Origin of the sequence: Actinomadura alba (genome assembly GCF_014323705.1) — a bacterium.
In the GTDB taxonomy this organism is placed as follows: domain Bacteria; phylum Actinomycetota; class Actinomycetes; order Streptosporangiales; family Streptosporangiaceae; genus Actinomadura_C; species Actinomadura_C alba.
Map to the genome: position 1 here is coordinate 372,576 of NZ_JABVEC010000002.1, position 23,667 is coordinate 396,242.

Here is a 23,667-nt window from a genome sequence, read left to right on the forward strand (position 1 = left end):
GTCGAACGAGCGCTGAAGCCGTGGATCTTGCCAGGTCCGACGTCTGCGGGGCCTCAGACGCATTCGGCGCGCTTGATCAGAAGGGCCCATTGTCCGGAAATCCGCTTGACCCTCGGATGCCGTCAGGTGATGATCACCGAGGTTGTCCGCTAGTCATACGTAGATAGTTGTATGTAGATGTTTGTGCGGTGCGTCCTGGAATGGGAGTGTGGCCTTGCCCGTACGTCCTGGTGTCTGGATGGTGTCGGTGATGGTCGCCGCCGCGCTTCTCCAAGTGTCGTCCCTCGTACTGCCGGAGTCCGCGTACGCACAGGATGTCTCGCGCGCTCATTCCGCGAATCCGAGGCCGGCTTCCGCCCTGGCCCCGCCTACCGTGTCATCGACGGACTATCCGGATGACGGCCAGTGGCGCGACGGAGTCGGCAGGTACGGGGACTTCGTCATCGACGACCCTGACGACCAAGCAGTGCGGTACGAACTGCGGCATAACAATGAGCCATTGATCACGCTGGAGACCAAGGCCGGGAAGCCGGTGACCGTGTCGCTCCTTCCGCGTCGCGCTGGACCCAATCTCCTCAGGGTTCAGTCCGTTAACGGCGAGGGCACTTGGAGCGCACCGACGACGTACGACTTCTCAGTCAAGGCGGGAACCACGTCCAAGGCCCATTGGAAGCTGGACGAGGCCGCTGACGCCACAGTGCTTCAGGCGGTGACCAGGGAGAACGAGGCTGAGATCTCCGCGCAACCGCACGGCGGCGTGACCCTGGGTGTGGAGGGTCAGCGCGGTACGGCGATGGGCCTTGACGGCGTCACCGGATACGCCGCCACCAGCGGTCCGATCGTGGATAACAGGAAGAGCTATTCGATCTCGGCCTGGGCACAGCCGGCGACAACGGCCGATGGCGTGCTTGTATCGCAGTCGGATGACGATGTCACCGGATTCGGCCTTTCCGCCTCGGCCGGCCATTGGGTTTTCGACACGAGGTCGTCCGATGACGCGGCACCGGCACGCGCGGTGTCGGATGCGCAGGTGCAGGTAGGTGAGTGGTCACACATCGTCGGCGTCTACGACGCGACGGCACAGGACCTCACGGTCTACGTCAATGGAATCCGCGCCGGTGAGGTGTCGTTCGAGAAAAGCGCGCTGAACGCCTATGGTCCGCTCCGGATAGGAGCCGGTTTTTCCGACGGCGAGCCGACGGATCTCTTTCGCGGCCAGATCGATGACGTCCAGGTGTTCGACCGAATTCTGGTGCCGGATGAGGTTCGGCAGCTGTCGGACCGGCCCGTGGTTCGGAAGGGGCGTTGGAAGCTCAATACCGACGGCAGTGACGACACCGGGCACGGAAATCATCTGACGCTGCACGGGGGTGCGGTGATCGATCCTGACTCCGGGTTCTTCTACGGGATGTCGCCGGCGGGTCTGCTGCTGAACGGGACCGACGGTCACGCTGAGACGGCGGCACCGGCGGTCCGCACGGACCAGAGTTTCACGATCGCAGGGTGGGTGAATCCCCCGAGCCGCCCCACCCAGGCAGCGACCGTGTTCTCCCAGGCCGGAACGGCCATCAACCGGTTCGCGCTGCGGTACGTCCCCGGGGAGGATCCGGCTGTTCAAGGCGAATGGCGGCTTGAGATGGCCGACGAGGATTCGGCCTCCTCGCGGACGACCGCAGTCCGGCATCCGCAGTTCAACGAGGGCTCCTGGGAGCATCTCGCACTTGTATATGACGCGGCCGGCGACACCATGAGCCTGTACGTCAACGGACGGCCGTACGCGGACGAGTCCGCGAAGGCCGGAGTGTTCGGTTTCAATGCATCGAACGGCGGCCTGCAGGTGGGTCGTTCGAAGCTCGGTGACCCCGAGTACTGGCCTGGCGCCATCGATGATGTTTGGGCCTACCAAGGTGCCCTCAGCCAGGAACAGATCGCCATCCTGGCCGTACCGAGTGAACTGGAGACTCAGGAGGGTCCCTGAGAATCGTGGGATCTGACCAAGTTACGCTGAATAGAGCACGGTTCTCGTCCTGAAGCTTCTTTCATAACATGCAAGGTACACTTCATGTTATGAAAGCTTCGGCGCCCATGCTGTTGCCTCTGCTGCGCTCGTCGTTCCAGGGTGAACTGCTGGCCTGGCTGTTCCTGCATCCCGAAGGTGAGTTCTCGCTCGTCGAGCTGGCCAGGCGGTTCGAGGTCTCCGCCGCCACCGCCACTCGGGAGGCCGATCGCTTCGTGGCCGCCGGTCTGCTCGCCGAGCGCCGGCAGGGCAATCTTCGGTTCGTGCGGGCCAAGACCGACAGCGTTGTGGCCGGGCCTCTCGCGGAGTTGCTCGCCGTGACCTATGGTCCAACCGCCGTGCTCGGCCCCCTTCTGGCCGAAACACCGCAGGTCGAAGAGGCATATGTGTACGGGTCGTGGGCCGCCCGTTACCGGGGGCGGCCAGGTGAGGTGCCGCGGGACGTGGACGTGCTCGTCATCGGTGACGCGGACGAGGATGACCTCTACGAGGTTTCCCGTAACGCAGAGCGCATACTCGGTCGCGAAGTCAACATCCGACGCGTGCCTCGAACGCTGTGGCGGAACCCTGAGGACGACGCATTCCTCTCCGCGGTGCTCAGCCGCCCCCTCGTACCGTTGAATCTCACATGAGGTGGGAGCAGGGGCGCGCGGACATCGAAGGCATGCTGCAGCGCGGTGAACTGGAACGCGTGCCGCCGAGCCGCAGCCACGCCGATGAGCTGATTGCCCAGGCTCGCGCCCATCTGGTTTCCGCCAAGGTCGTGGCGGAGGCGGACGCCGTGGGGGCATTCCAGTTGCTGTACGACGCCGCGCGGAAGGTCCTCTGTGGGGTTCTGGCCAACCAGGGGTTGCGGGCGACCAGCCGAGGAGGACACATCGTCGTGTACGAGGCACTTGCCGCGCAACTGGACCCGCCACTCGGACCCGCGCTGAGACCGTTCGACCGAATGCGCCGACGTCGTAATCACGCCGAGTATCCGCAAGTTGAGTCTCCGCAGTTCACGACGGATGAAGCGCTGCGTGAGGCTCCGAAGGTGGAGAAGATCCTCGATCTGGCCGTGCGGGTCACCGACCAGATGAGCCCTTACTGAGGGTTGACCGAGATCAGCTCGACGCGCTCCCTGGATGCGCCGGCACCCACGTCCAGCTCACCGGCTGGTCACCGTGACCGCGATCGAGTGCCGCTCGGATGCCTGTCGACGAGAGCGGGAGCCGGGCGGCGTACATGCTCGGCCTGGATCTCGTGTGGCTCGACGGGGGCGAGTGTCCGCGGTAGTACCGGGTCCGCGCCGGTACGGCCACCGGCGATCGAGTGATGTTGATCAAGTATCGAGGTGCACAGAGGTGCTTCGATGCTTGATCGACATGGGTGCTGTGGGTGGTTCCTACCCGGGGCGTCGCCCGGAGCCAGCCAACCTGTACAGACTTCGCGCCATCATGTGCCTATACCTATGGCATGAGCACTAGGCCGTTCACCGACGCGAGGAATCATCTGTCGGAGTTGATCGAAGAGGTTCGGCGTACCCACGAGCGGGTGGCGATCACGCGGCACGGCCACCCGGTGGCGGTATGGATCTCCCCTGATGATCTGGCGGCTCTGGAGGAGACCCTCGACGTTCTGTCCAGTCCGGCGGTGATGCGCCAGCTCGCCGAGTCGCAAGAGGCGATCGAGGCCGGAGACGTGCTCGACGCCGATGAGCTCGCGGTGTTGATGGCCAAGCGTGCTCGCAGGTCGGCATGACCGAGGATGCCCAGGGGTCGGCCGACGACCCGCTCGAGACCTACGCCTTAAGGGTCACGGGTCCGGCCGCGCGTGTCCTCGCCTCCCGGCTACCGGAGAAGGTGGCCACCGTCGTCCACGAGTTCATCACCACGACGCTCCTGGAGAACCCGTACCGGATCGGCAAGATGCTGTTGCTTCCTCCGTACGCCGGCACTCGGTCCGCCCAGCGCGGTGCGTACCGAGTGCTTTATGAGATCGACGACGAGAATCGGCTGGTCACCGTGACGCGGTCGAGCACCGCGCCGACGCCTACCGGCCGCGCTGACAGCGGGGCTCGCGCCCATGAGCCGATTCTGCCGCGCTGAACCGGACGACCGGGGCCGTGATGACACGTTATGTCGCCGGGGTCGGGCGGCGCCGCCGTCAGCCGCTCAACGTGGCGACCTGGGTGGCCGGTGGTGTCTTGATGAGTACGGGCTCGCCCCAGCGCTCGTAGCTGGCGGTGTGCGTGGCCTTCACGCCGGCCGGGCTGAGCAGGGTGGCCTCGAACTTGCGGGGCAGTCCCTTGTCGTCCACCCACAACTGCCAGCTCACCTCGGGCAGCCCGGCCTTCGCCATCTGGTCGAAGCTCGGATCGGCCGCCGCCATCGCCGCCGTCTTGGTCGTGCCGGTGTAGTGCTGGACCTGGACGCCGTTCACGGCATCGGTGCCGACCGGTCGCGTCAACGTGCCGTTCCGTACAAGCGCGAGCCCGGTGTCGGCGGACACCTCCCGCAGCGACTTCTCGGTCTCGTTGTAGATCGTGGAGAACACTCTGGCGAACGGGCCGAGTTGCGGATTGCTCAGGTCCTGGCGGGACAGCCGGATCCACGGCTTTCCGGGCGCCTGCTCCACGCCGTCGACCCTGGTGTAGATGACGCCATCGGTCACCACCGCCTCCGTGGTGGTGGGTTTCGCCTTGTCCGACTCGATGATCGTCATCTGGGCGGTCGGTGAGGGCGCGTCTGTACGGACCTGCGCCGTCACCTTCTCCTGCTCCTTTTGACTTGTGGCCGCGGATATGACCACGTGCGCGTGAAGCGTACGGGCGGACTTCACCTGCCGAGAGATCACGTCGACCAATGCCACAGGCTGGTCGGGCAGGGTCACCTGCTTGAGCGCGGCTGCCGGGACGGCGGGCTCTCGCCGTGGTCCTTCGTCGTCGGAACATGCGACCGAGCCCAAGATGATGAACGCACCGATGGTCCCGATCGCTGTGAGTCGCCTCATGGCGGGCAGCTTAAAGAATATTCCGGTGCATCGTCAGCTCTAGCGCGGCCCAATGTTGAATTGGGCCTTTAGGCCCATTCGCTGGGTCGTCAAGCTTGGTTGTGTCGAGTTTTACTCGATGGCATAGGGGTTCTGGTGATCGGTGGGCGATGGGACCGAGGGGAGGGGCCGGCCGCTCATATCGCGCTGGTCGCGGCGGTGGTGGCGTCGCTTGTGGCGGTGGGAGTGTGCCGCAGAGCAGCAAGGGGATCGTCGCGCTCTTCGCCGAAGATTGCGTGCGCCTCCTACGGCCCTCGATTTCCGGCGAGGCGAGTCAGGCTCGGCCGAGTGGGCGATGTGGCCCGCCGATATCCGTGAAGGGGGCGGTTGGGTCCTAGGGCCTGTTTCGAAGTGGGCGGAGCCATTCGTTGATGGCGGCGATGTCGAGGGTGGCCTGGTAGCGGATGGCGAGTTTGTCGAAGCGCGTGGCCATGGCGCGGTGGTGTTTGAGGCGGTTGATGCCGCACTCGACGGCGTGACGCTGCCGGTAGATGGCGGGGTCGAACGCCGGTGGCCTGCCGCCGTTGGAGCCTTTGGCGCGGCGGGCGGCGTCTTGGTCGGTCTTGCTGGGGATGGTGGCCTTGATCGCGCGGCGCCGCAGGTAGGCGCGATTGGCGCGCGAGGTGTAGGCCTTGTCGGCCAGGACCCGGTCCGGCCGGGTCCGGGGCCGGCCACCACCGGTGCGGGGAACCCGGATCGCGGCCAGGACCGGGATGAACTGCGGGCTGTCCCCGCGCTGCCCGGCGGTCAAGAGCATCGACAGTGGCCGTTGGCCTTGCTCGCAGGCGAGGTGAAGCTTGGTGGTCAACCCGCCGCGTGAGCGGCCCAAGGCGTGGTCGGCCGGCTCGCAACCCCTGCCGCCGGGAGGTTCCCTTTGCTCCTGCGGGCGTCTGCGGGCACCGGCGGCGTGCTGGTGCGCCCGCACGATGGTGGAATCCACGCTGACGTCCCAGCCGATCACGGCGGCCGCATCAGCGCGCGTCTGCAGCCTGGTCAGGATCCGCCGCCAGACACCGGCCCGCTGCCAGCGGCGGAACAACCCGTACACCGCTGTCCAAGAGCCATAGCACTCCGGCACATCCCGCCACGGCGCACCGACCCGCACCCGCCACCGGATCCCATTGATGAGCTGCCGCTTGGTCCACTTCGACGGTCGGCCTGGCCGCTTGGGCACGGGCAGCAACGGTTCCAAAACCGCCCACTGCGCGTCAGTCAGGTCGAACCGCCTCGTCACCGCTAGGGTGGCCACGAGGTCTCCGGTGTCAGGTTCTTCTTGGTCGATGAACCATCTACCGGAGACCTCACTGCTTAACGATCACGACACACCGCCCACCCCGACCAGACTTCGAAACACGCCCTAGGGCCCCTTCTTCGGTGAGAGGTGCGCTTGGGCCCTGAGGCCCTTTTCTCCGATAGATCCCTTTGGTTGGCTCGGGTTCTTCATATTGAGGAGGGCCGAATGCGTGATCGTCGATGGGACCGGGGAGAGGGGCCGGTCGGTTATATCGGTGTGATCGCGCTGGTCGCGGCCATGGTGGCGTCGCTAGTGGCGGTGGGGGGTGTGCCCGAGAGCGTCACGGGCGAGGTCAAGGCCGCGTTGTGCAAGGTCGGTGGGGAAAAGGACTGCGACCCGCGCGGTGGAGCCGGTGTGGTCCGTCCGTCGCGGGTTCCGGATGGTGGTTCGCCGACCGGCCAGGCGCTTCCGACCGGGCAGGCGCTTCCGACCGGGCAGGCGCCTTCGACGGGGCAAGTGCCTCCCGCCGCGGGAGGGCAGGCGGCGGCCATCGCCGCGCCTGCCCCCGGTGATTCCGTGGAGCAGGAATTTCAAAAAGCCGTCGATAACGCGGGGGAAGCGCAACTGGAGGCGGCCAGAGTCGAGCAGGAGTTCGGAAAGTTCGACGAAGAGGTCAAGTCGTTCCTCGCGGATCTGATCGGCATCACGGACGCGCAGAACTGCCTGACCAAAGGGGATATCGCGGCATGCTTGACGGCCGCCGCCGGGTTCGTGCCGTGGGGCAAGGCTTTCAAGATCTTGAAATCACTGCCCAAGGCGTACAAGCTCTGGAAGAAATTCGAGGCCCTCTGGAAGCGGCGCGCCCCAGCCCAGAAGCGGAACGAAGCCGCACAAAAAGGGCTCGAGAAGGCGATAAAAACCTGCGACAACAGCTTCGTCCCCGGCACGTTGGTGCTGCTCGCCGATGGTTCGCGAAAACCGATCGAGGACGTCGTCATCGGTGATCGTGTGTGGGCGGCCGATCCACCGCGCGGCGACAGCGGGTCACGGGTGGTGACCGCGCTGATCACGGGCATGGGCCACAAGCGACTGGTCGACATCACCATCGATTCCAACGGACTCCCCGGCGGGCCGCGCGCCATCCTCACCGCGACGGACCGGCACCCCTTCTGGGTCGCCAACGCCACCGCATGGGTCGACGCCCGGGATCTGTCCCACGGTGACACTCTCATCACGCCTGACGGCGAAGCCAGGTCGGTGGTGGCCACCCGCGAATACTCACGGGTGCAGCGCGTGCACAACCTCACGATCGATGACCTGCATACGTATTACGTAGAAGCAGGGGACACGCCGGTCCTGGTGCACAACGCCGCCCCTTGTTTCAACATGGTACCCATGCCTTGGATTCCTGGGGGAATGCGATCCCCTGCCGGTCTGGATTACCTCCCTGGATCTCCACATGGCCATCGATTGCGACATGTGCTGGCTCATGGCTCGCGTACACAGCCGGATCCCAGCAAATTGATCAACACTCAGTTCAAGAAGTATGGCCGGGAGCTGCTGCGAGAGGTCGACGAGGCCTGGGCGAAAAGGGACCTGAAAAAGGGGCCGACTTTTAATAATGCTAGCAACAAGACCGACGAGTGGGTGATCGACATGGGAAGAGTGGTCGGTTCGCGGGGAGAGCGGAAGATCAAGATCGTAGTGAAGCAGGGTACGAAAGAAATCGTGACAGCGCATCCTGTGTCATTCTGATGTCGGCGCGTGTCGTAATCACGTGCAGCGAGACCGTCGAACACTTCACAGGGTGGACATGAAGAGATACTTGTGCGGGCAATGCCGGGCCGGCTGGGTCGGTCGGTATCAAATAATCCGGACCGGGCTCATGGTGTGGGTGTGTCAGGAGTGCGATTCGCTCTGGCTGGACGACCAGAGGGTGGGGAAAGGTGAGAGCCTGGGAGCCCCTGGTGTCCTGCTCGATCAGATATCGGCTCCGCCCGACAGCAATCTGTACATGTACGTTGAGCGGTACGCCGGCCCGGGGACGCCGACGGATTGGGAACAGATCAAGCCCGTCGACGACGAATCGTAAGCGGTCAGGTCTTACCGAGGCCGGCCCTACTTGCAGATGTTCTGGTCGGCGCGGACCTCGCGGGCACCGGTGGGCCCCTCGCCCTCGAGACCCTTCCAGTCCTTACCGATGACGAGGTAGACCACTCCGGCCGGGACGGAACCGCGTGCCTGGGGCTTCACGCCGGGGACCAGCCGGGCCAGCGTGGCGGCCTTCCGTTCGGCTCCTCTGCCGTACAGGATCTGGGTCTTGGCGGTGCCGCCGTTGCCGAGCGCGCTAGGCGTGCCGACGATCGTGAACCGCTCCTCCTTGAGCCGGCGGGCGACCTCGGCGGCGTCGGCGGCGGGGCCCGCGCCGTTGTAGACGCGGACCTTCACGAGGTCGCGGCTCACCGGCTGCTCGGTGATGGCCGTTGTCGCGGCGGCCCTGGTGGCGTTGGCCTTGGTCGCGGTGGCCTTGACGGTCGGCGTCGGTGCCGGCTCGGGCACCTTGGTGTCTTTGCGGATCGCCTCGAAGAGAGGCTCGGCCCTGGCCCGGTCCAGCGAGACCCGGTTCGGGTCCGGCGCGTAGGCGCCGAAGGGGACGGTCACAAAGCGCACTCCGCCGGCGTCCATGCCCTTGAGGCTGCCCGCCAGCTTCCGCATGTCGCTGACGCTGAAGTCCTCGTCGGTGCTGATGGACTTCGTGGCCGCGTTGAGGAACCGGACGAACTTGGTTGGGTCGGTCAGCATGTCCGAACTGCTGGCCTTCTGGACCACTGCGGACATGAACTTCTTCTGCCGGTCGATGCGGTCGAGGTCGGAACCGTTGCCCAGGCCGCCGGTACGGGTGCGCACGTAACCGAGGGCCGCGTCGCCCTGGACCGTCTGACGGCCCGCCGGAAGGTTCAGCCTGGCCTTGCGGTCGTTGACGGCGTGCGGGAGGCAGATCTCGACGCCGCCGAGCGCGTCCACCACGTTCTTGAAGCCCACGAAGTCGATCACCACGAAGTGATCGATGTGGATCTGGGTGAGCTCCTCGATCGTCTGCCAGGTGCACGAGGGACCGGCGAAGGCGAACGCGGCATTGATCATGCCGAACTGCGCCGGGCTGGTCGGGGCGTTCTTCCTCTTGCACGCGGGAATGTTCACCATCAGGTCGCGCGGGAAGCTGATCCCGATCGCCTTGTCGCCGCCCGGTGACAGGTGCAGAAGCATCGTGGTGTCGGCGCGGGCGCCGTCGAGCGCGCCATAGGCGGCGTTGTCACCGGCTCGGCTGTCAGAGCCGATGAGCAGGATATTGACGGCCTTGCTCTGTTTCTTGGGCCGGTTCTCACCGAGCAGGCCATTGACGTCCTGCTTGTCGATGTTGCCCTGGAGCGACCGGTAGTAGGCGTAGGCGCCCCCGGCTCCGGCGATGAGGATCACCGCCATCGACAGCGCGGTCCACTTGAGAATGCGCCGTGCCCTGCGGCGCTTCCGCGGGGGAGCGCCGTCCTTCGACGGCGTCTCTGCGGCGGCACCGGTGGCGGACTCGGCCGGCGTGCCGGGTGCCTCGCCGGAGATCTTGTCCGAAGCCGGCTCCGAGACCGCTCCAGACGCGCCGCCGTTCTGCTCGCCGCCGTCGGGCACGTCGTCACCGCTCTTCGATGAGTTCGATGAGTCAGTCATGCGAGTGCCATTCAACGGCCGCTTTCACAGTGGCTCCCCGGTGTAGAACGCTGTGCCAATTATGCCGGAACATCGATTCCCCTGGACCACGGCCGCCGGCGCGTCGCCTACCGGACGGTCACGCCCGGTATCCTGCCCCACCGTGAGTACCGACGCCGTGCACGTGACGATCGTACTGCCCTGTTACAACGAACAAGATCATGTAATCGACGAGGTCGAGCGTATCTGCAAGGCCATGGACGCGAGCGCCATGACCTATGAACTGCTCGCGGTCGATGACTGCTCGACCGACGAGACGCTGGCCAGGCTCGAGGAGGCGGCTCCCCGCTTCCCCACCATGCGGGTGATCCCGTTCCGGCACAACAGCGGATCCGGCACCGTACGGCGCATCGGTTCCCAGCAGGCCCGCGGCGAGATCGTCGTGTGGACGGACGCCGACATGTCCTACCCGAACGAGCGGATCCCCGAGCTGGTCGAGATCCTCGACAACGACCCCTCGGTGGACCAGGTCGTCGGGGCGCGGACCACCGAGGAGGGCACGCACAAGGTCCTGCGCGTGCCGGCCAAGTGGTTCATCCGCAAGGTCGCCGAGCGGCTGGCGAGCTCACAGATCCCCGATCTCAACTCCGGCCTTCGGGCCTTCCGGCGGTCGGTCGCGGAGCCGTATCTCAAGCTGCTGCCGCCCGGCTTCTCCTGTGTCACGACGATCACGCTGGCGTTCCTGTCCAACCAGCACACGGTGCGGTACGTGCCGATCGACTATTTCACCCGGGCGGGCACGTCGAAGTTCCACTTCACCAAGGACGCCTACCGCTACATCCTTCAGGTGTTGCGGATGGTCATGTACTTCAACCCGCTCAAGGTGCTCATGCCGCCCGCGATCTGGCTGATCATGATCGGCCTCGTGAAGGGCGTGGTGGACATGTTCCGGCACCCGTTCTACTTCCCCGCGAGCACGGTCATGCTGATCCTCTCCGGGTTGATCATCGGGTCGCTCGCCCTGCTCGCCGACCTGATAGTCCGCTCCAGAGGCGCCTGACATGCGGATCGCGATCGTCGGGCCCGCCTATCCGTACAAGGGCGGCGGGGCACAGCACACCACGGAGCTCGCCCACAGGCTCGCGGCCCTGGGTCACGACGTCGCGATCGAGTCCTGGCGCGCGCAGTACCCCTCCTTCCTGTACCCCGGCCGGCAGACGATCTCGGCGCCCGAAGGGGAGCCGTTCCCGAACGTCCGGCGCGACCTCGACTGGCGGCGGCCCGACGGGTGGGTGCGCTGCGGCCGGCGGCTGCGCGGCGCCGACCTCGTCGTCCTCGTCCTGCTCAGCCCGGTGCAGGTGCCCGCCTATCTCGGCATCCTGTCCGGACTGCGCCGGAAGACCCCGGTCGTCGCGCTCTGTCACAACGTGCTGCCGCACGAGCGCAAGCCGTACGACCGGCCGTTGGTAAAGGCGCTGCTCAGACGGGCGGACCGGGTGCTGGCGCACTCGGAGGAGCAGGCGGGGCTCGCCAGGGGGCTCGCGCCGGCGCCGGTGACCGTCGCGGCCCTGCCCCCCCACCTGCCCGCAAGAGTGAGGGTCGAGGCCGTCGGCGGGGTACGGAACCGGCTGCTGTTCTTCGGCATGGTCCGCCCGTACAAGGGGCTCGACCTGCTGCTCCGCGCCCTGGCCCGGCGCCCTGACGTGTCACTGACGGTGGCCGGGGAGTTCTGGGGCGGCCTGGAGGAGACCCGCGCCCTGATCGCCGAGCTGGGCCTCGGCGAGCGGGTGGAACTGCGCCCGGGATACGTCGCCGCGGAGGACGTGCCGGCGCTGTTCGCCGGGGCGGACGCGCTCGTGCTGCCCTACCGCTCCGCCACGGCCAGCCAGAACGCCTGGCTCGGCCACGAACACGGCCGGCCCGTGATCGCCACCCGGGTGGGGGCGCTGGCCGATCACATCACCGACGGTGTGGACGGGATGCTCGTCGAGCCCGGCTCCGTCGACGCGCTGGCCGAGGCGATCGGCCGGTTCTACGCGGAGGGCGAGCCGGAGCGGCTGCGCGAAGGCGTGAAGGCCGTGGACCCCGATCCCTACTGGGCGACGTACACCGCCGCCCTCCTCTCGCCGGGCGGTTGACGGCCGGCCCGCGGCGAGCCGACGCCGGGCTCGGCGGCGAGGGCCGTCACCGCCGCGGGCACAGTAGTGTTAGGCGGCGTGGGAAGGGAACGCGCGGCGCAGCTCGAGTACTCCGAGTTCCAGGCCGCGATGCTCGACGAGGCCAAGCGACGCCGCAAGGCCGCCAAGATCATCGCTGTGCTCGCGCACTTTCTCGGCCGTGACCCGGGCTCCGACGGCGATCGTTCCTCGGTGCTCGACGGGCTGACCGTCGCCGACATCGGCTGCTCGGCCGGGTTCATCGCCGACGAACTCGCCTCGGCGGGCGCCCGCTGTGCACTAGGTGTGGACATCGACGTGCCGGGGCTGCGCAAGGCGGCCGACCGGTTCGGCGACCGGGTCGAGTTCGTCTGTGCCGACGGCTCCGCGCTGCCCTTCGCCGACGGGTCGATCGACGTCCTCGTCTTCAACCACATCTACGAGCACGTGGTCGACCCGGACGCGATCGTGGCGGAGATGCACCGGGTGCTCGCCGACGACGGGGTGCTCTACCTCGGCCTCGGCAACCGGCTCGGCGTCATGGAACCGCACTACAAGCTGCCGTTCCTGTCGTACCTGCCGCCCTCGCTCGCCGACCGCTATGTCCGTATGTTCGGGCGGGCCGACCAGTACTACGAGCGCTACCGTACGAGACCCGGGCTGCGGCGGATGCTCGGCGACTTCCATGTCTGGGACTACTCGTTCCCGGTCCTGGCGTCGCCGGAGCGGTTCGCCGGTGGGGAGCTGTTCGCCGGCGCAGCCGGTCGGGCGGCCCAGGGCACTCTGGCGCGCACTCCGCGGGTCGCGCTGCGGGCGCTGCTGCCGGTCGTGCCGACCTACCTGTGGATCGCCACCAAGACACCACGCAGGCCACTCGGGCCGCGGCTCGCGCGGCCCCCCGAGCCCGTGCGCACCCCGTGACCGGTCGCCCGCCCCGCCGCCGGTCCCCGGTGAGCGCCCGGCCCATGACCCGTGAGAACGCCCGATGACCCGCAAGAAGCTCATCCGGCTGGGGTTCCTCGTGGTCGCACTGGGATTCGGGGCGTGGGCCATCGCGGGCCGGTGGGCGGAGGTCTCGGACGGCCTCACCAGGCTCTCCTGGCCGCTGCTGGCCGGGTCCCTGGTCGCCGTGCTGGCCGCCCTGGTGGCGGGAATGCTGATGTGGCGGGCGCTGCTGGCCGATCTCGGCTCGCCGCTCCCGTTCACCGACGCGGCCAAGGTGTTCTTCGTCGGGCAACTCGGCAAGTACATCCCCGGATCGCTCTGGCCGGTGCTCGCCCAGATGGAGATGGGCAAGGACCTCGGCGTCCCGCGTCCCCGCAGCGCCGCCGCGTTCTTTCTGACCTACCCCATCTACCTGGTCAGCGGTCTCGCGACGGCCGTCGTGACCCTGCCCGCCTTCGCCGGCGACTCGGTGGCGCGCTACGCGTGGCTGCTCCTGCTGCTGCCGGTGCTGGTCGTGGGGCTGCATCCCCGCGTCGTCAACGCCGTTCTCGGGTATGGGCTCAGGCTGCTCAAGCGACCGCCCCTGGAGCGCCCGCTGACCCGGCGGGGCGTGCTGGCCTCGGTGGGGTGGGCGTTCGTGGGCTGGGCCGCGTACGGCGTCCACCTGGCGCTGATCGTGGCCGGGCTCGGCGCGACCGGCCCACAGGCGATGATCTTGTCATTCGGGGCGTTCTCGCTGGCCTGGTGCCTGGGCTTCCTGGTGGTCGTCGCCCCGGCGGGGGCGGGCGTGCGCGAGGTCGCGATGGTGGCGGCGCTCGCGCCGGTGCTCGACGGCGGCTCGGCGATCGCGGCCGCCCTGTGCTCGCGGCTCGTCGTGTCGGCGGGCGATCTCGTCTGCGCCGGACTGGCCGGACTGGCCGCGCGCCGTACGAAGGCCCCCCTCGCGGAGGCCGGCGAGGCACGGAGCTGAGCCGGCCGTCCACGGAGCTGACCAGCCGACTTACGACCGGCCGAATTGTCTTGATCCACGCGCGGACGCGTTTCTGACCCCACGAAAGTCGTGACCGGCGTAGGCTGCCGGATTGGGGAGTGATCCCCGCCACCGACCAGCCTGGGGAGGATCGTGGCGCTTGGGGTTCTCGTCGACGCGACCGCTGTACCCGCCGACCGCGGGGCGCTCGGCCGTTACGTCGACGGACTGATCGCCGCCCTTTGTGCCGCCGGCATCGATCTCACGGTCGCCTGCCAGCGGTCCGATGAGGAGCGGTACGGCAGGCTCGTCCCTGCGGCCCGCGTGGTCGCGGGTCCGGCCGCGATCGTGCATCGCGCGACGCGGCTGGCGTGGGAGCAGACCGGACTTCCGCGGATCGCCGCCCAGGTGGGCGCCGACGTGATCCACCTGCCCTACTACTCGATGCCGATCCAGGCGGGCCGGCCCACCGTCGTGACCATCCACGACGCCGCTTTCTTCTCCGAGCCCGAGGCGCACAACCCGGTGCGGTCGACGTACATCAAGTCGGCCACCCGCACGGCGTGCCGGCGCGCCACCCGGATGATCGTGCCGTCCAAGGCGACACGGGACGAGCTCGTACGCCTGCTCGGCGCCGACCCCACCCGGATGGACGTCGCCTACCACGGCGTCGACCACGACGCCTTCCACCGGCCGAGCGACGACGAGAAGCGGCGGTTGTCCGACCGGCTCGGCCTCCGCGGCCGCCCGTACATCGCCTTCCTGGGCGCCCTCGAGCCGCGCAAGAACGTGCCGAACCTCATCCGCGGCTGGGTACAGGCGGTGACCGGGCTGTCCACGCCGCCCGTACTGGTCCTGGCCGGCAGCGGCGGCTGGGACGACGAGGTCGACGGCGCCATGGCGACGGTGCCACTGAACCTGCAGGTGATCCGGCCCGGTTTCCTGCGGTCGTCGTCGCTGCCCGGTTTCTTCGGCGGCGCCCTCGTGGTGGCCCTGCCCAGCCGGGGTGAGGGCTTCGGGCTGCCGGTGCTCGAGGCCATGGCCTGCGGCGCCCCGGTGCTCACAACGCGGCGCGCCTCGCTCCCCGAGGTCGGCGGCGACGCGGTCGCCTACACCGAGCCCGACGCGGCCGGTATCGGCAGGGTGCTGCGCGAACTCATCGACGACGCGGGCCAGCGCGAGACCCTGGCCGACGCGGCCTACGCGCGATCCCAGGAGTTCACCTGGGCGATCTCGGCCGAGGCCCACCTGGCTTCGTACCAGCGCGCCGTCGAGCAGTGACCGGGGGCGGCGGCCGCCGCACGGCAATGTTCAGCGTTGCTTACCAATCCATTGCAGAACTATTCGCTGGACCTGAACGGTCGGCGGGCGCACACTGGAGGACGCGAGCGAGGACAGGGCCCGATCGGGCCATCTGACCTCAGGCTCGCCCCGCGGGAAGTCCCGGGCCGTGGCCACGGCCCACCGCCCCGAACGTCTTCGACGTCCGGTTTCGACCGGCAAGGACCCTCCCATGTCATTCGTTCTCGTTCTCGCTCTTCTCGTGGTGCTCGCGGCACTGGCCCCGATCTTCGGTACGGACAGCCGGGACGGCCTCGACTGGGCGCCGGGCCACTTCTGGCTCCGCCGCCGTTCAGGGTCCCGTTCAGGCACACGCTCGGGCACCGGCTCAGGCGTCCGCTCCCTCAGAACGAGCGGTAGTCCCGAATCGACATCCGCGGACCCCGCCGTGGCGGCGAAGTGCCGGACAGCTCCAGTAGCCGGGTGACCCGGTAACGATGCCCCGCGTACGGTTCCAGCAGCTCCAGCATCCCGGCGTCGTCCACCTTTCGGTCGGCCAGCGACCAGCCCACGAGTGCTGGCAGGTGGTAGTCGCCGACCGAGACGGCGTCGGGATCGCCGAGCGCCCGCTGCCGGATCTCCGCCGCCGTCCACACCCCGATGCCGGGCAGCGAGCGGAGCCGCTGCTCGCCGGCGTCCTCCTCCAGACGTGACGCCACCCGGGCCGCGTTCATGATGGTGCGAGCCCGTACGGCCTCCGCACCCGACCGGTGCCACTCCCACGACGGGATGCGGGCCCACACGGCGGGTGCCGGCGGGACCCTCATGCGCGGCGCTCCCGACGGGCCCGGCGCCGGATCGCCGAAGCGCCACAGCAGGTGGCGCCAAGCCCGCCACGCCTCCTGCCCCACCACCTTCTGCTCGAGGACCGCGGGCACGAGCGCCTCGAACACCCGTCGCGTGCGGCCGATCCGCAGGCCGGGCCGCTCGGCCGCGGCGTCCCGTACGACGGGATGCGCGGGTGCCAGGGACGCCGGGTCGTCATCGGCCCCCAGCAGCGCCGGAACCCCGTCGAGCAGCCACTCCGCCCCCTGACCCCAGGCGGTCGCCTCGATCACCCCGAGGTCCGGGCGCGCGCTGAGCCGCAGCGTGCCCGGGCCGTCGGGGCTCATGACGGCTCGCCAGACCGCGCCGTCCGAGGCGACGCGGAAGGCGGGATCGCCCGAGCCGCGCCGGTGCGGTGACAGGGTCAGCCGCACGTTCACCGGCCACGGCGGCCGCCATTCCCTCGAGGGCATGCGTTCAGTGTGCCGCCCGCCGGCGGGTGCCCGGGCGGCCGGGCCCGCGTTCGGTCGCATCGCTCACGTGCGGCCGACCTGGCCGGACGGCCTGCCGGGAATAGATCCACTTCGCCCAGCGTATGGTTCCGACATGAGTGATCTCGCCGCGATCCCCCCGTCGAACGCCCCGTCGGCAACCGCCCTGCGCCGGGCGCTCGCCCGGGCCAGAGACGGAAAGACGCTGGACCTCGACGAGGTCACGAGGCTGTTGCACGCCCGTGGCGAGCACCTCGACCGGCTGCTCGAACACGCCTCACGCATCCGTGACGCGGGACTGCGGGAGGCCGGACGGCCGGGGATCATCACCTACAGCCGTAAGGTCTTCATCCCGTTGACCCGGTTGTGCCGGGATCGCTGCGGCTACTGCACGTTCGCCACCGTGCCGCACCGGTTGGAAGCCCCCTACCTCAGCCCCGACGAGGTACTGGAGATCGCCCGCCAGGGTGCCGCCATGGGCTGCAAGGAGGCGCTGTTCACCCTCGGCGACCGCCCCGAGGACCGCTGGAGCGCGGCCCGGGAATGGCTGGACGCCAACGGTTACGACGACACGCTCTCGTACGTGCGGGCGATGGCCGTCCGGGTACTCGAGGAGACCGGGCTGCTGCCCCACCTCAACCCCGGAGTGCTGAGCTGGCGCGACTTCCAGCGGCTCAAGCCGGTCGCCCCCTCGATGGGGATGATGCTGGAGACCACCGCGACCCGGCTGTTCACCGAGAAGGGCGGCCCGCACTTCGGTTCGCCGGACAAGGATCCGGCCGTACGGCTGCGCGTGCTCGAGGACGCGGGCCGCACCAACGTCCCGTTCACCACCGGCATCCTCATCGGCATCGGCGAGACGATCGAGGAACGCGCCGACGCACTGTTCGCGATCCGGCGGACCATGCGGGAGTACGGCGCGATCCAGGAGGTCATCGTCCAGAACTTCCGGGCCAAGCCGGACACGAAGATGCGCGACACCCCGGACGCCGAGCTGGAGGAGCTCGCCGCCACGATCGCGGTCGCCCGGCTGGTGCTCGGCCCCAAGGCGCGGATCCAGGCTCCGCCGAACCTGGTCGACGCGCAGTACGAGCTGATGCTTCGGGCCGGGATCGACGACTGGGGCGGTGTCTCCCCGCTCACCCCCGACCACGTGAACCCCGAGCGCCCCTGGCCGCAGATCGACGAGCTTGCCGACCGCACCGCCGCTGCGGGGTTCACGCTGCGCGAGCGCCTGACCATCTACCCCGAGTACGTCCGTCGCGGTGAGCCCTGGCTGGATCCCCGGCTGTCGGCCCACGTCGCCGCGCTGGCCGACGAGAGCGGTCTGGCGCGCGAGGACGCGCGACCCGAAGGGCTGCCCTGGCAGGAGCCGGACGGCGGATTCCCGGTGTCGAGCGGCCGTACGGATCTGCACGTCGAGATCGACACGACCGGCCGCAGCGGTGACCGCCGGGACGACTTCGATGAGGTCTACGGCGACTGGGAGGCCCTTCGCGACCGGCTGCCCGGGTCGGGCGATCCGACGGGCGATCCGACGGGCGCTCGCGGCGGGGGACCGGTGCGCCGGTTCGCCGGCGACGTGCTGGCGGCGCTCGCGAGCGCGGAGCGCGCCCCCGGGGCGATCTCCGACGACGAGGCCCTGGCCCTGTTGCACGCGGACGGGCCGGAGCTCGACGCGGTCGAGCGCCTGGCCGACGACCTGCGCAAGGACGCCGTCGGCGACGAGGTGACCTACGTGGTCACCCGCAACATCAACTTCACCAACGTCTGCTACACGGGCTGCCGGTTCTGCGCCTTCGCGCAGCGGCGGACCGACGCCGACGCCTACACGCTCTCTGTGCAGCAGGTCGGCGACCGGGCTGACGAGGCCTGGGCGGCGGGCGCCACCGAGATCTGCATGCAGGGCGGCATCCACCCGGATCTGCCCGGCACGGCGTACTTCGACCTCGCCCGTGAGGTCAAGCGCCGCGCACCCGGCCTCCACCTGCACTCCTACAGCCCGATGGAGGTCGTCAACGGCGCCAGCCGCAGCGACCTGTCCATTGAGGAGTGGCTGATCGCGGCCAAGGAGGCGGGCGTGGACTCACTGCCCGGCACCGCCGCCGAGATCCTCGACGACGACGTGCGATGGGTGCTCACCAAGGGAAAGCTGCCCGCCGAGCAGTGGATCGAGGTCGTCACCACCGCGCACGGGCTCGGGATCCCGACGACGTCGACGATGATGTACGGCCACGTCGACACGCCGGCGCACTGGGTCGGGCACCTCAGGGTGCTGCGCGGGATCCAGGAGCGCACCGGTGGCTTCACCGAGTTCGTGCTGCTGCCGTTCGTCCACCACAACGCGCCCATCTACCTGGCCGGGCTGGCCCGGCCGGGTCCCACCGCGAGGGAGAACCGGGCCGTGCACGCGCTCGCGCGCATCATGCTGCACGGCGCGATCGACAACATCCAGTGCTCGTGGGTGAAGCTCGGGGACGAACTGTGCGCTCAGGTGCTCCAGGGCGGGGTCAACGACCTCGGGGGCACGCTCATGGAAGAGACGATCAGCAGGATGGCGGGCTCGGGGAACGGTTCGTTCAAGACGATGAGCTCGCTGGAGGAGCTCGCCGCCCGAGCGGGCCGCCCGGCCCGGCAGCGCACGACGACGTACGGCCAGGTGCCCGAGGAGCGCATCGAGGCCGCCCGCCGCACCAACGGCGTCGGCCACTTCCTCCCCCTCGTCACCTGACGCACGTCAAAGCGCGCAGCCGCGAGCGGGCGCGCGGGGTCTGGACTGACGAGTGAGCGAGTGCCCTGAGCGGGCCGATGGTGGCTGGACTGAGGAGCGCAGGGAGCGAGGTACGAGCGACCGGAGCGACGAGGGAAGCCGCCATCTCAAGGGGCCCGCGAGGCGCCGCGCGGAGCGCGGCCGAGGGCAGGAACGAGCGCTCGGGAGCGAGGAGGGAAGACGCCGCGACAAAGCGCCCGCGAGCCGCCGCGCGGAAGCGCGGCCATGAACGCAGCGCGGCCGTCAACTCGGTCAGCGGACCTCGATGAAGGCGTCGGGCTCGCGCGGTGGGCGCTCGCGGGGCGGGGCGGCCGCGTGGCCGACGCCGACCGCGCCCATCGGGTCCCAGGCATCCGGCAGGTCGAGAGCCTCCCGTACGACGTCGGCGCAGAACATCGTGCTCGACACCCAGCAGGAGCCGAGCCCTTCGACGGCGAGCGCGACGAGCAGGTTCTGCACGCCGGCGCCCATCGACACGAGGAACATCTCCCGCTCGGCACGCGCCCGCCGCGCGTCCGGATAGGCGTGTGAGCCCTCGCTGACCAGGCACGGCACCACGAGGTACGGCGCGCGCCGCAGCACATCGCCGCGCTTGACCCGTCGCGCGATCGACTCCTCGGAGAAACCGTCCCGGCGCAGGTCGGCGATCCACGCGTCGCGCATCGCGTCGAGCAGCCGCAGCCGGGCCGGGGCCGACTCCAGCAGGACGAAGCGCCACGGTGTGGTGTGGTGCGGAGCGGGCGCCGTGATGGCCGCCGCGACCGCCCGACGTACGGCGCGCGGATCGACCGGGTCGGAGGTGAACTCTCGAACGGTGCGCCGGGCGTGCAGCACCTCGGCCGAGCCGTACCGGAACATGTCCTCGGCCGCGGGCCGCACGAGCGCGCGGGCGCCCGGCCCGGCCTCGTCGGTCACGAGGTGGCCCAGGCCGCGCACGATGCCGACCGGCACGTCGGACAGCTTGCCCTTGACCAGTTCGGCGGCGGCGGCGATCTCGTCGGCGATCGCGGTGATCGTGGCGTCGAGACGGTTGCCGAAGGAGTCGGTGCGGCCGCGCAGGTCGTCGAGCGGCCGTACGCCGGCGATGCCGATGGCGGCGTCGACGACGCCCATCCGCCAGGGCCGGCCGAGCGTGTCCGAGACGATGACGCCGACGTTCACGCCGAGCCGGTCGCTGAGCCCGGCGCGCAGCCGCCGCGCGGAGGCGTCGGAGTCCTCGGGCAGCAGCAGCACTGTGCCGGGTGAGGTGTTGGACGCGTCGACGCCGGCGGCGGCGAGGACCAGCCCGTGCCGGGTCTCGACGATCCGGGTCTCACCGCCGGGGTGGGTACGACGCGCGACGACGCGCACCGTCTCGGCATCGATGGCCTTCTCGCGGTCGTCGGCCTGGAGCACGCGCCCCTCGGCCTTGCTCACGACCTTGGAGGTGACCACGACGATGTCGCCGTCGCGCAGCGCGCCGCCGGCGGCCTCGGACTCACCGGACGCCGGTGGCGAGGACGGCAGGGCGGCGGCGATGAGCGCGACGAGATCATCTCCGGCGCCGACCTCCGGCAGGCCCGGAATCCCGAAGATCTCCACGTGTGTCGTCAACGACCGTCTCCTTCTGGGCTGAACGCGGAACCTCGACCCCGGCCACGCCCTCGCGGTCGCTCGTCGCGCCCGGGGGCGCACGACCGCGAGTTCGCCGCGGGAGGCTTGTTCACCGTAGTTCGGCGGCGAGCTCGAGGGCGGCTCGGGCGATGTCGGCGGTGGCGTCGACGTCGGTCATCAACAGCGGTCGGGCCCGTACGGTGATGCCCGCCACCGCCGCGTCGGCGTCGGGCGCGTCGGCCGTGTCGACCAGCCAGCCGTCGAGCAGCTCAGGGCCGTAGTGGGCGGCGACGGCCAGGGCCGACGTCTCCACCCCGATGGCGGTCAGGCAGGCGTCGGCCATGCCCCGGACCGGCGCGCCACCGATGATGGGCGAGACGCCGACGACGGTCTTCGCGGCCATCGCCGGGCGGATGCCGGGCACGGACAGGATCGTGCCGACGCTCACCACCGGGTTGGAGGGCGGCAGGATCACCGCGTCGGCGTCGGCGATCGCGTCGAGCACGCCGGGGGCCGGCTTGGCGTCCTCGGCGCCCACAGCCACGATCGACTCGGCCGGAACGGAGGCCCGCAACCGCACCCACCACTCCTGGAAGTGAACGGCGCGCCGCCCCTGTGCGTCGGTGATGACGACGTGCGTCTCGACGCGGTCGTCGCTCATCGGGATGAGTCGCAGGCGCTGGTCGTCCGCCGGCCCCAGCCAGCGTTCGCACAGCGCCTCGGTGACCGCGGACAGCGGATAACCGGCGTCGAGCATCTGGTTCCGCACGATGTGGGTGGCGAAGTCGCGGTCGCCGAGGCCGAACCAGCCCGGCCCCACGCCGTAGCGCGCGAGCTCCTCCTTCACCGAGAAGGTCTCGTCGTCGCGCCCCCAGCCCTGCTGCTCGTTGATGCCCCCGCCGAGCGTGTACATCACGGTGTCGAGATCCGGGCAGACGCGAAGCCCGAAAAGGCTGATGTCGTCGCCGGTGTTCCCGATGACGGTGATGTCGGCGTCCGGCGCGGCCCGCTGGAGCCCGCGGAGGAAGCGCGCCCCCCCGATGCCACCCGCCGGTACCACGATTTTCGTGATGGGGCTCGTCTCCTTGCGCATGCGTGTCAGTCTGGCATCCCGCCCTGACGTGCCCTGACGCCGGTGCCCATCTCCGTTCGAGTCTCGGTCGGGCCACGAGCACGGATGGGGTATGGAAAGCTTGAGCCGAAATCGGCTTATCTCTCTCTGGAGTCTCTCGTGAACAAGGAAGCCGTCCAGCGCCTGCGCGAACCGGCCGCCGGGGCCCTCCTGGCGTCTGCCGGCCTGCAGCTCCTCGCCGGGATCGTGATGTTGCTCGCCGGGGGTGGCAAGGACGTCACCCTGCCGGGAGGCGGCGAGGTGTCGACGGGCCTCCCGTTCAGCCTGCGCGCGCTCAACGAACTCACCGGCGGACAGCTGCTCACGAGCGTGACGGTGGTCGGCCTGCTGGTCATCGCCGTCCTGCTGGCCGTCCACGGCGAGACGCCGACCCCGAAGGCCCGCAACATCGTGATGGGCGCGCTCGGGGTCATCGGCGGCATCGCGCTGTTCAGCGTCATCGTCCTGCTGTCCGCGCTCGGCGCCGAGGCCCCGGCCATGGTGAAGTTCGCGGGGTTCCTGTTCGGCGTGGCCAAGCTCGCCGTGGTGGGCATCGGCGGATGGTTCATCTTCACCGTCTTCAAGGGGCTGCAGCCGCCCCGCCCCGCACATCCGCAGGGCGCCGTGCCGCCGGGCTATGGCGAGTACGGCTACCAGCAGGGTCAGGCCCAGGGGCAGCAGCAGTACGGGTACGGCCAGGAGGGCCAGCAGGCCTACCAGCAGCAGCAGTACCCCCAGCAGGGGCAGCAGCCGCAGCAGGGCTACGAGCAGCAGGGCTATGACCAGCAGGCGTACGAGCAGCAGCGGTACGAGCAGCAGTACCCGCAGCAGGGTTCGCAGCCGCAGCAGGGTTACGAGCAGCAGTACCCGCAGCAGCAGGGGTACGGTCAGCAGGACTACTCGGCGCAGGGCAGGCCGCCCGCCGAGGGCGAGAACGAGCCCGGTCAGTGGACTCAGGCGTACGGTGCGGGCGACGATGCGCAACACGGCGGACAGCATGGCCAGGAATACGGTCAGCGGTATGCTCAGCCCGAACAGCGAGAGGCCGATGAGGGGACCTGGTACCGCGATGACCGCGGTCGTCAGTAATCTCAGCTCACGACTGGGTCAATATCACGCCTAGACACCCCATTCGTACCCCCGAAATTCCTTCCCGCTTGACGGGTGGCGCATGACACGCGTGTAATTTCAGAGGTGTAGTTCTACGCCTTCCCAGGGGGACGGAGCTCGAGGGAAGGCTGACCAAGGGGCTCCAGGGGGCTAGGAGGTGCGCTGTGAGCGAGGTGCTCATCCCGCTGGCGCACGGCACAGACGGTGAAGAGTTGGGCTGGCAGGAGCGCGCACTGTGCGCGCAGACCGATCCGGAGGCTTTCTTTCCGGAGAAGGGCGGCTCGACTCGCGAGGCCAAGAAAGTGTGCCGGGCTTGCGAGGTTCGTGCGGAGTGCTTGGAATATGCGCTCCAGCATGACGAGCGTTTCGGCATTTGGGGGGGTATGTCGGAACGGGAGCGCCGCAAGCTGAAACGGCAGGTCGTCTGACCAC

At 69.1% G+C, this 23,667-nt stretch carries 20 protein-coding genes; 14 read left to right on the forward strand and 6 right to left on the reverse strand.

Annotated elements, in window-relative coordinates; translation table 11 throughout:
* Nucleotides 1–373: 373 nt before the first annotated feature.
* From HKK74_RS04720 to HKK74_RS04740, 5 genes are all read left to right on the forward strand, one after another.
* Nucleotides 374–1,978, forward strand: a complete 1,605-nt coding sequence (locus HKK74_RS04720; protein WP_187241783.1) for a LamG domain-containing protein — start codon at nt 374–376, stop codon at nt 1,976–1,978.
* A gap of 89 nt (nt 1,979–2,067) precedes the next feature.
* Nucleotides 2,068–2,649 carry a nucleotidyltransferase domain-containing protein gene (locus HKK74_RS04725; protein WP_187241784.1) on the forward strand — a complete coding sequence of 194 codons (582 nt, stop codon included), beginning with the start codon at nt 2,068–2,070 and terminating at the stop codon, nt 2,647–2,649.
* The gene (locus HKK74_RS04730) at nt 2,646–3,110 is read left to right on the forward strand and encodes a hypothetical protein (protein WP_187241785.1); all 465 of its coding nucleotides are present in this window, start codon (nt 2,646–2,648) and stop codon (nt 3,108–3,110) included. The genes HKK74_RS04725 and HKK74_RS04730 overlap by 4 nt, the downstream gene beginning before the upstream one ends.
* 365 nt (nt 3,111–3,475) lie before the next feature.
* Nucleotides 3,476–3,760 (forward strand): type II toxin-antitoxin system Phd/YefM family antitoxin, encoded by a 285-nt coding sequence (locus HKK74_RS04735; protein WP_187241786.1) that lies wholly within the window; start codon nt 3,476–3,478, stop codon nt 3,758–3,760.
* Nucleotides 3,757–4,107, forward strand: coding sequence for a type II toxin-antitoxin system RelE family toxin (locus HKK74_RS04740; RefSeq protein WP_222721856.1), 351 nt, complete (start codon nt 3,757–3,759; stop codon nt 4,105–4,107). The genes HKK74_RS04735 and HKK74_RS04740 overlap by 4 nt, the downstream gene beginning before the upstream one ends.
* Before the next feature lie 58 nt (nt 4,108–4,165).
* Here the strand turns inward: HKK74_RS04740 and HKK74_RS04745 are convergent, their stop codons facing one another.
* Both HKK74_RS04745 and HKK74_RS04750 read right to left on the reverse strand, forming a co-directional pair.
* Nucleotides 4,166–5,011: an SCO4651 family lipoprotein gene (locus HKK74_RS04745; RefSeq protein WP_187241787.1), complete on the reverse strand. Its 846-nt coding sequence runs from the start codon at nt 5,009–5,011 to the stop codon at nt 4,166–4,168.
* A gap of 373 nt (nt 5,012–5,384) precedes the next feature.
* Complete coding sequence (locus tag HKK74_RS04750; RefSeq protein WP_312881269.1) at nt 5,385–6,284, reverse strand: IS5 family transposase; 900 nt, start codon at nt 6,282–6,284, stop codon at nt 5,385–5,387.
* A 225-nt stretch (nt 6,285–6,509) separates the two neighbouring features.
* Between HKK74_RS04750 and HKK74_RS04755 the strand changes: the two genes are divergently transcribed.
* Complete coding sequence (locus tag HKK74_RS04755; protein WP_187241789.1) at nt 6,510–8,039, forward strand: polymorphic toxin-type HINT domain-containing protein; 1,530 nt, start codon at nt 6,510–6,512, stop codon at nt 8,037–8,039.
* Nucleotides 8,040–8,402: 363 nt separating this feature from the next.
* Here HKK74_RS04755 and HKK74_RS04760 read toward each other — a convergent pair whose 3' ends face one another.
* The gene (locus HKK74_RS04760) at nt 8,403–10,004 is read right to left on the reverse strand and encodes an LCP family protein (protein ID WP_187241790.1); all 1,602 of its coding nucleotides are present in this window, start codon (nt 10,002–10,004) and stop codon (nt 8,403–8,405) included.
* Nucleotides 10,005–10,146: 142 nt separating this feature from the next.
* On the opposite strand from HKK74_RS04760, the gene HKK74_RS04765 reads away from it, so the two are divergent.
* The 5 genes from HKK74_RS04765 to HKK74_RS04785 all read left to right on the forward strand — a co-directional run bounded on the left by HKK74_RS04765 (nt 10,147) and on the right by HKK74_RS04785 (nt 15,335).
* Nucleotides 10,147–11,043: a glycosyltransferase family 2 protein gene (locus tag HKK74_RS04765; RefSeq protein ID WP_376771505.1), complete on the forward strand. Its 897-nt coding sequence runs from the start codon at nt 10,147–10,149 to the stop codon at nt 11,041–11,043.
* 1 nt (nt 11,044) lies between these two features.
* Nucleotides 11,045–12,121: a glycosyltransferase family 4 protein gene (locus HKK74_RS04770; RefSeq protein WP_187241792.1), complete on the forward strand. Its 1,077-nt coding sequence runs from the start codon at nt 11,045–11,047 to the stop codon at nt 12,119–12,121.
* 78 nt (nt 12,122–12,199) lie between these two features.
* Nucleotides 12,200–13,060, forward strand: a complete 861-nt coding sequence (locus HKK74_RS04775; RefSeq protein ID WP_312881245.1) for a class I SAM-dependent methyltransferase — start codon at nt 12,200–12,202, stop codon at nt 13,058–13,060.
* Nucleotides 13,061–13,124: 64 nt separating this feature from the next.
* The gene (locus HKK74_RS04780) at nt 13,125–14,054 is read left to right on the forward strand and encodes a lysylphosphatidylglycerol synthase transmembrane domain-containing protein (RefSeq protein WP_187241793.1); all 930 of its coding nucleotides are present in this window, start codon (nt 13,125–13,127) and stop codon (nt 14,052–14,054) included.
* Between the two features lie 153 nt (nt 14,055–14,207).
* Nucleotides 14,208–15,335 carry a glycosyltransferase family 4 protein gene (locus tag HKK74_RS04785; RefSeq protein ID WP_187241794.1) on the forward strand — a complete coding sequence of 376 codons (1,128 nt, stop codon included), beginning with the start codon at nt 14,208–14,210 and terminating at the stop codon, nt 15,333–15,335.
* Nucleotides 15,336–15,739: 404 nt separating this feature from the next.
* Here HKK74_RS04785 and HKK74_RS04790 read toward each other — a convergent pair whose 3' ends face one another.
* Complete coding sequence (locus HKK74_RS04790) at nt 15,740–16,633, reverse strand: DNA-3-methyladenine glycosylase family protein (protein WP_187241795.1); 894 nt, start codon at nt 16,631–16,633, stop codon at nt 15,740–15,742.
* Between the two features lie 133 nt (nt 16,634–16,766).
* On the opposite strand from HKK74_RS04790, the gene HKK74_RS04795 reads away from it, so the two are divergent.
* Nucleotides 16,767–19,382, forward strand: a complete 2,616-nt coding sequence (locus tag HKK74_RS04795; RefSeq protein WP_187241796.1) for a bifunctional FO biosynthesis protein CofGH — start codon at nt 16,767–16,769, stop codon at nt 19,380–19,382.
* Nucleotides 19,383–19,673: 291 nt separating this feature from the next.
* On the opposite strand, the gene HKK74_RS04800 is transcribed toward HKK74_RS04795, so the two are convergent.
* Nucleotides 19,674–21,014 carry a coenzyme F420-0:L-glutamate ligase gene (locus tag HKK74_RS04800; RefSeq protein WP_187241797.1) on the reverse strand — a complete coding sequence of 447 codons (1,341 nt, stop codon included), beginning with the start codon at nt 21,012–21,014 and terminating at the stop codon, nt 19,674–19,676.
* A 109-nt stretch (nt 21,015–21,123) separates the two neighbouring features.
* Complete coding sequence (gene cofD, locus HKK74_RS04805) at nt 21,124–22,107, reverse strand: 2-phospho-L-lactate transferase (RefSeq protein ID WP_187241798.1); 984 nt, start codon at nt 22,105–22,107, stop codon at nt 21,124–21,126.
* 138 nt (nt 22,108–22,245) lie between these two features.
* On the opposite strand from cofD, the gene HKK74_RS04810 reads away from it, so the two are divergent.
* Nucleotides 22,246–23,214 (forward strand): hypothetical protein, encoded by a 969-nt coding sequence (locus HKK74_RS04810; RefSeq protein WP_187241799.1) that lies wholly within the window; start codon nt 22,246–22,248, stop codon nt 23,212–23,214.
* A gap of 185 nt (nt 23,215–23,399) precedes the next feature.
* Complete coding sequence (locus tag HKK74_RS04815) at nt 23,400–23,663, forward strand: WhiB family transcriptional regulator (protein WP_312881246.1); 264 nt, start codon at nt 23,400–23,402, stop codon at nt 23,661–23,663.
* The last annotated feature ends 4 nt before the right edge of the window (nt 23,664–23,667 follow it).

What these genes read in the sequence shown, in the direction of transcription:
- HKK74_RS04725 (WP_187241784.1), top strand. Translation starts at nt 2,068, where the DNA reads ATGAAAGCTTCGGCGCCCATGCTGTTGCCTCTGCTGCGCTCGTCGTTC.
- HKK74_RS04730 (WP_187241785.1), top strand. Translation starts at nt 2,646, where the DNA reads ATGAGGTGGGAGCAGGGGCGCGCGGACATCGAAGGCATGCTGCAGCGC.
- HKK74_RS04735 (WP_187241786.1), top strand. Translation starts at nt 3,476, where the DNA reads ATGAGCACTAGGCCGTTCACCGACGCGAGGAATCATCTGTCGGAGTTG.
- HKK74_RS04740 (WP_222721856.1), top strand. Translation starts at nt 3,757, where the DNA reads ATGACCGAGGATGCCCAGGGGTCGGCCGACGACCCGCTCGAGACCTAC.
- HKK74_RS04745 (WP_187241787.1), bottom strand. Translation starts at nt 5,011, where the DNA reads ATGAGGCGACTCACAGCGATCGGGACCATCGGTGCGTTCATCATCTTG.
- HKK74_RS04755 (WP_187241789.1), top strand. Translation starts at nt 6,510, where the DNA reads ATGCGTGATCGTCGATGGGACCGGGGAGAGGGGCCGGTCGGTTATATC.
- HKK74_RS04760 (WP_187241790.1), bottom strand. Translation starts at nt 10,004, where the DNA reads ATGACTGACTCATCGAACTCATCGAAGAGCGGTGACGACGTGCCCGAC.
- HKK74_RS04770 (WP_187241792.1), top strand. Translation starts at nt 11,045, where the DNA reads ATGCGGATCGCGATCGTCGGGCCCGCCTATCCGTACAAGGGCGGCGGG.
- HKK74_RS04780 (WP_187241793.1), top strand. Translation starts at nt 13,125, where the DNA reads ATGACCCGCAAGAAGCTCATCCGGCTGGGGTTCCTCGTGGTCGCACTG.
- HKK74_RS04790 (WP_187241795.1), bottom strand. Translation starts at nt 16,633, where the DNA reads ATGCCCTCGAGGGAATGGCGGCCGCCGTGGCCGGTGAACGTGCGGCTG.
- HKK74_RS04795 (WP_187241796.1), top strand. Translation starts at nt 16,767, where the DNA reads ATGAGTGATCTCGCCGCGATCCCCCCGTCGAACGCCCCGTCGGCAACC.
- cofD (WP_187241798.1), bottom strand. Translation starts at nt 22,107, where the DNA reads ATGCGCAAGGAGACGAGCCCCATCACGAAAATCGTGGTACCGGCGGGT.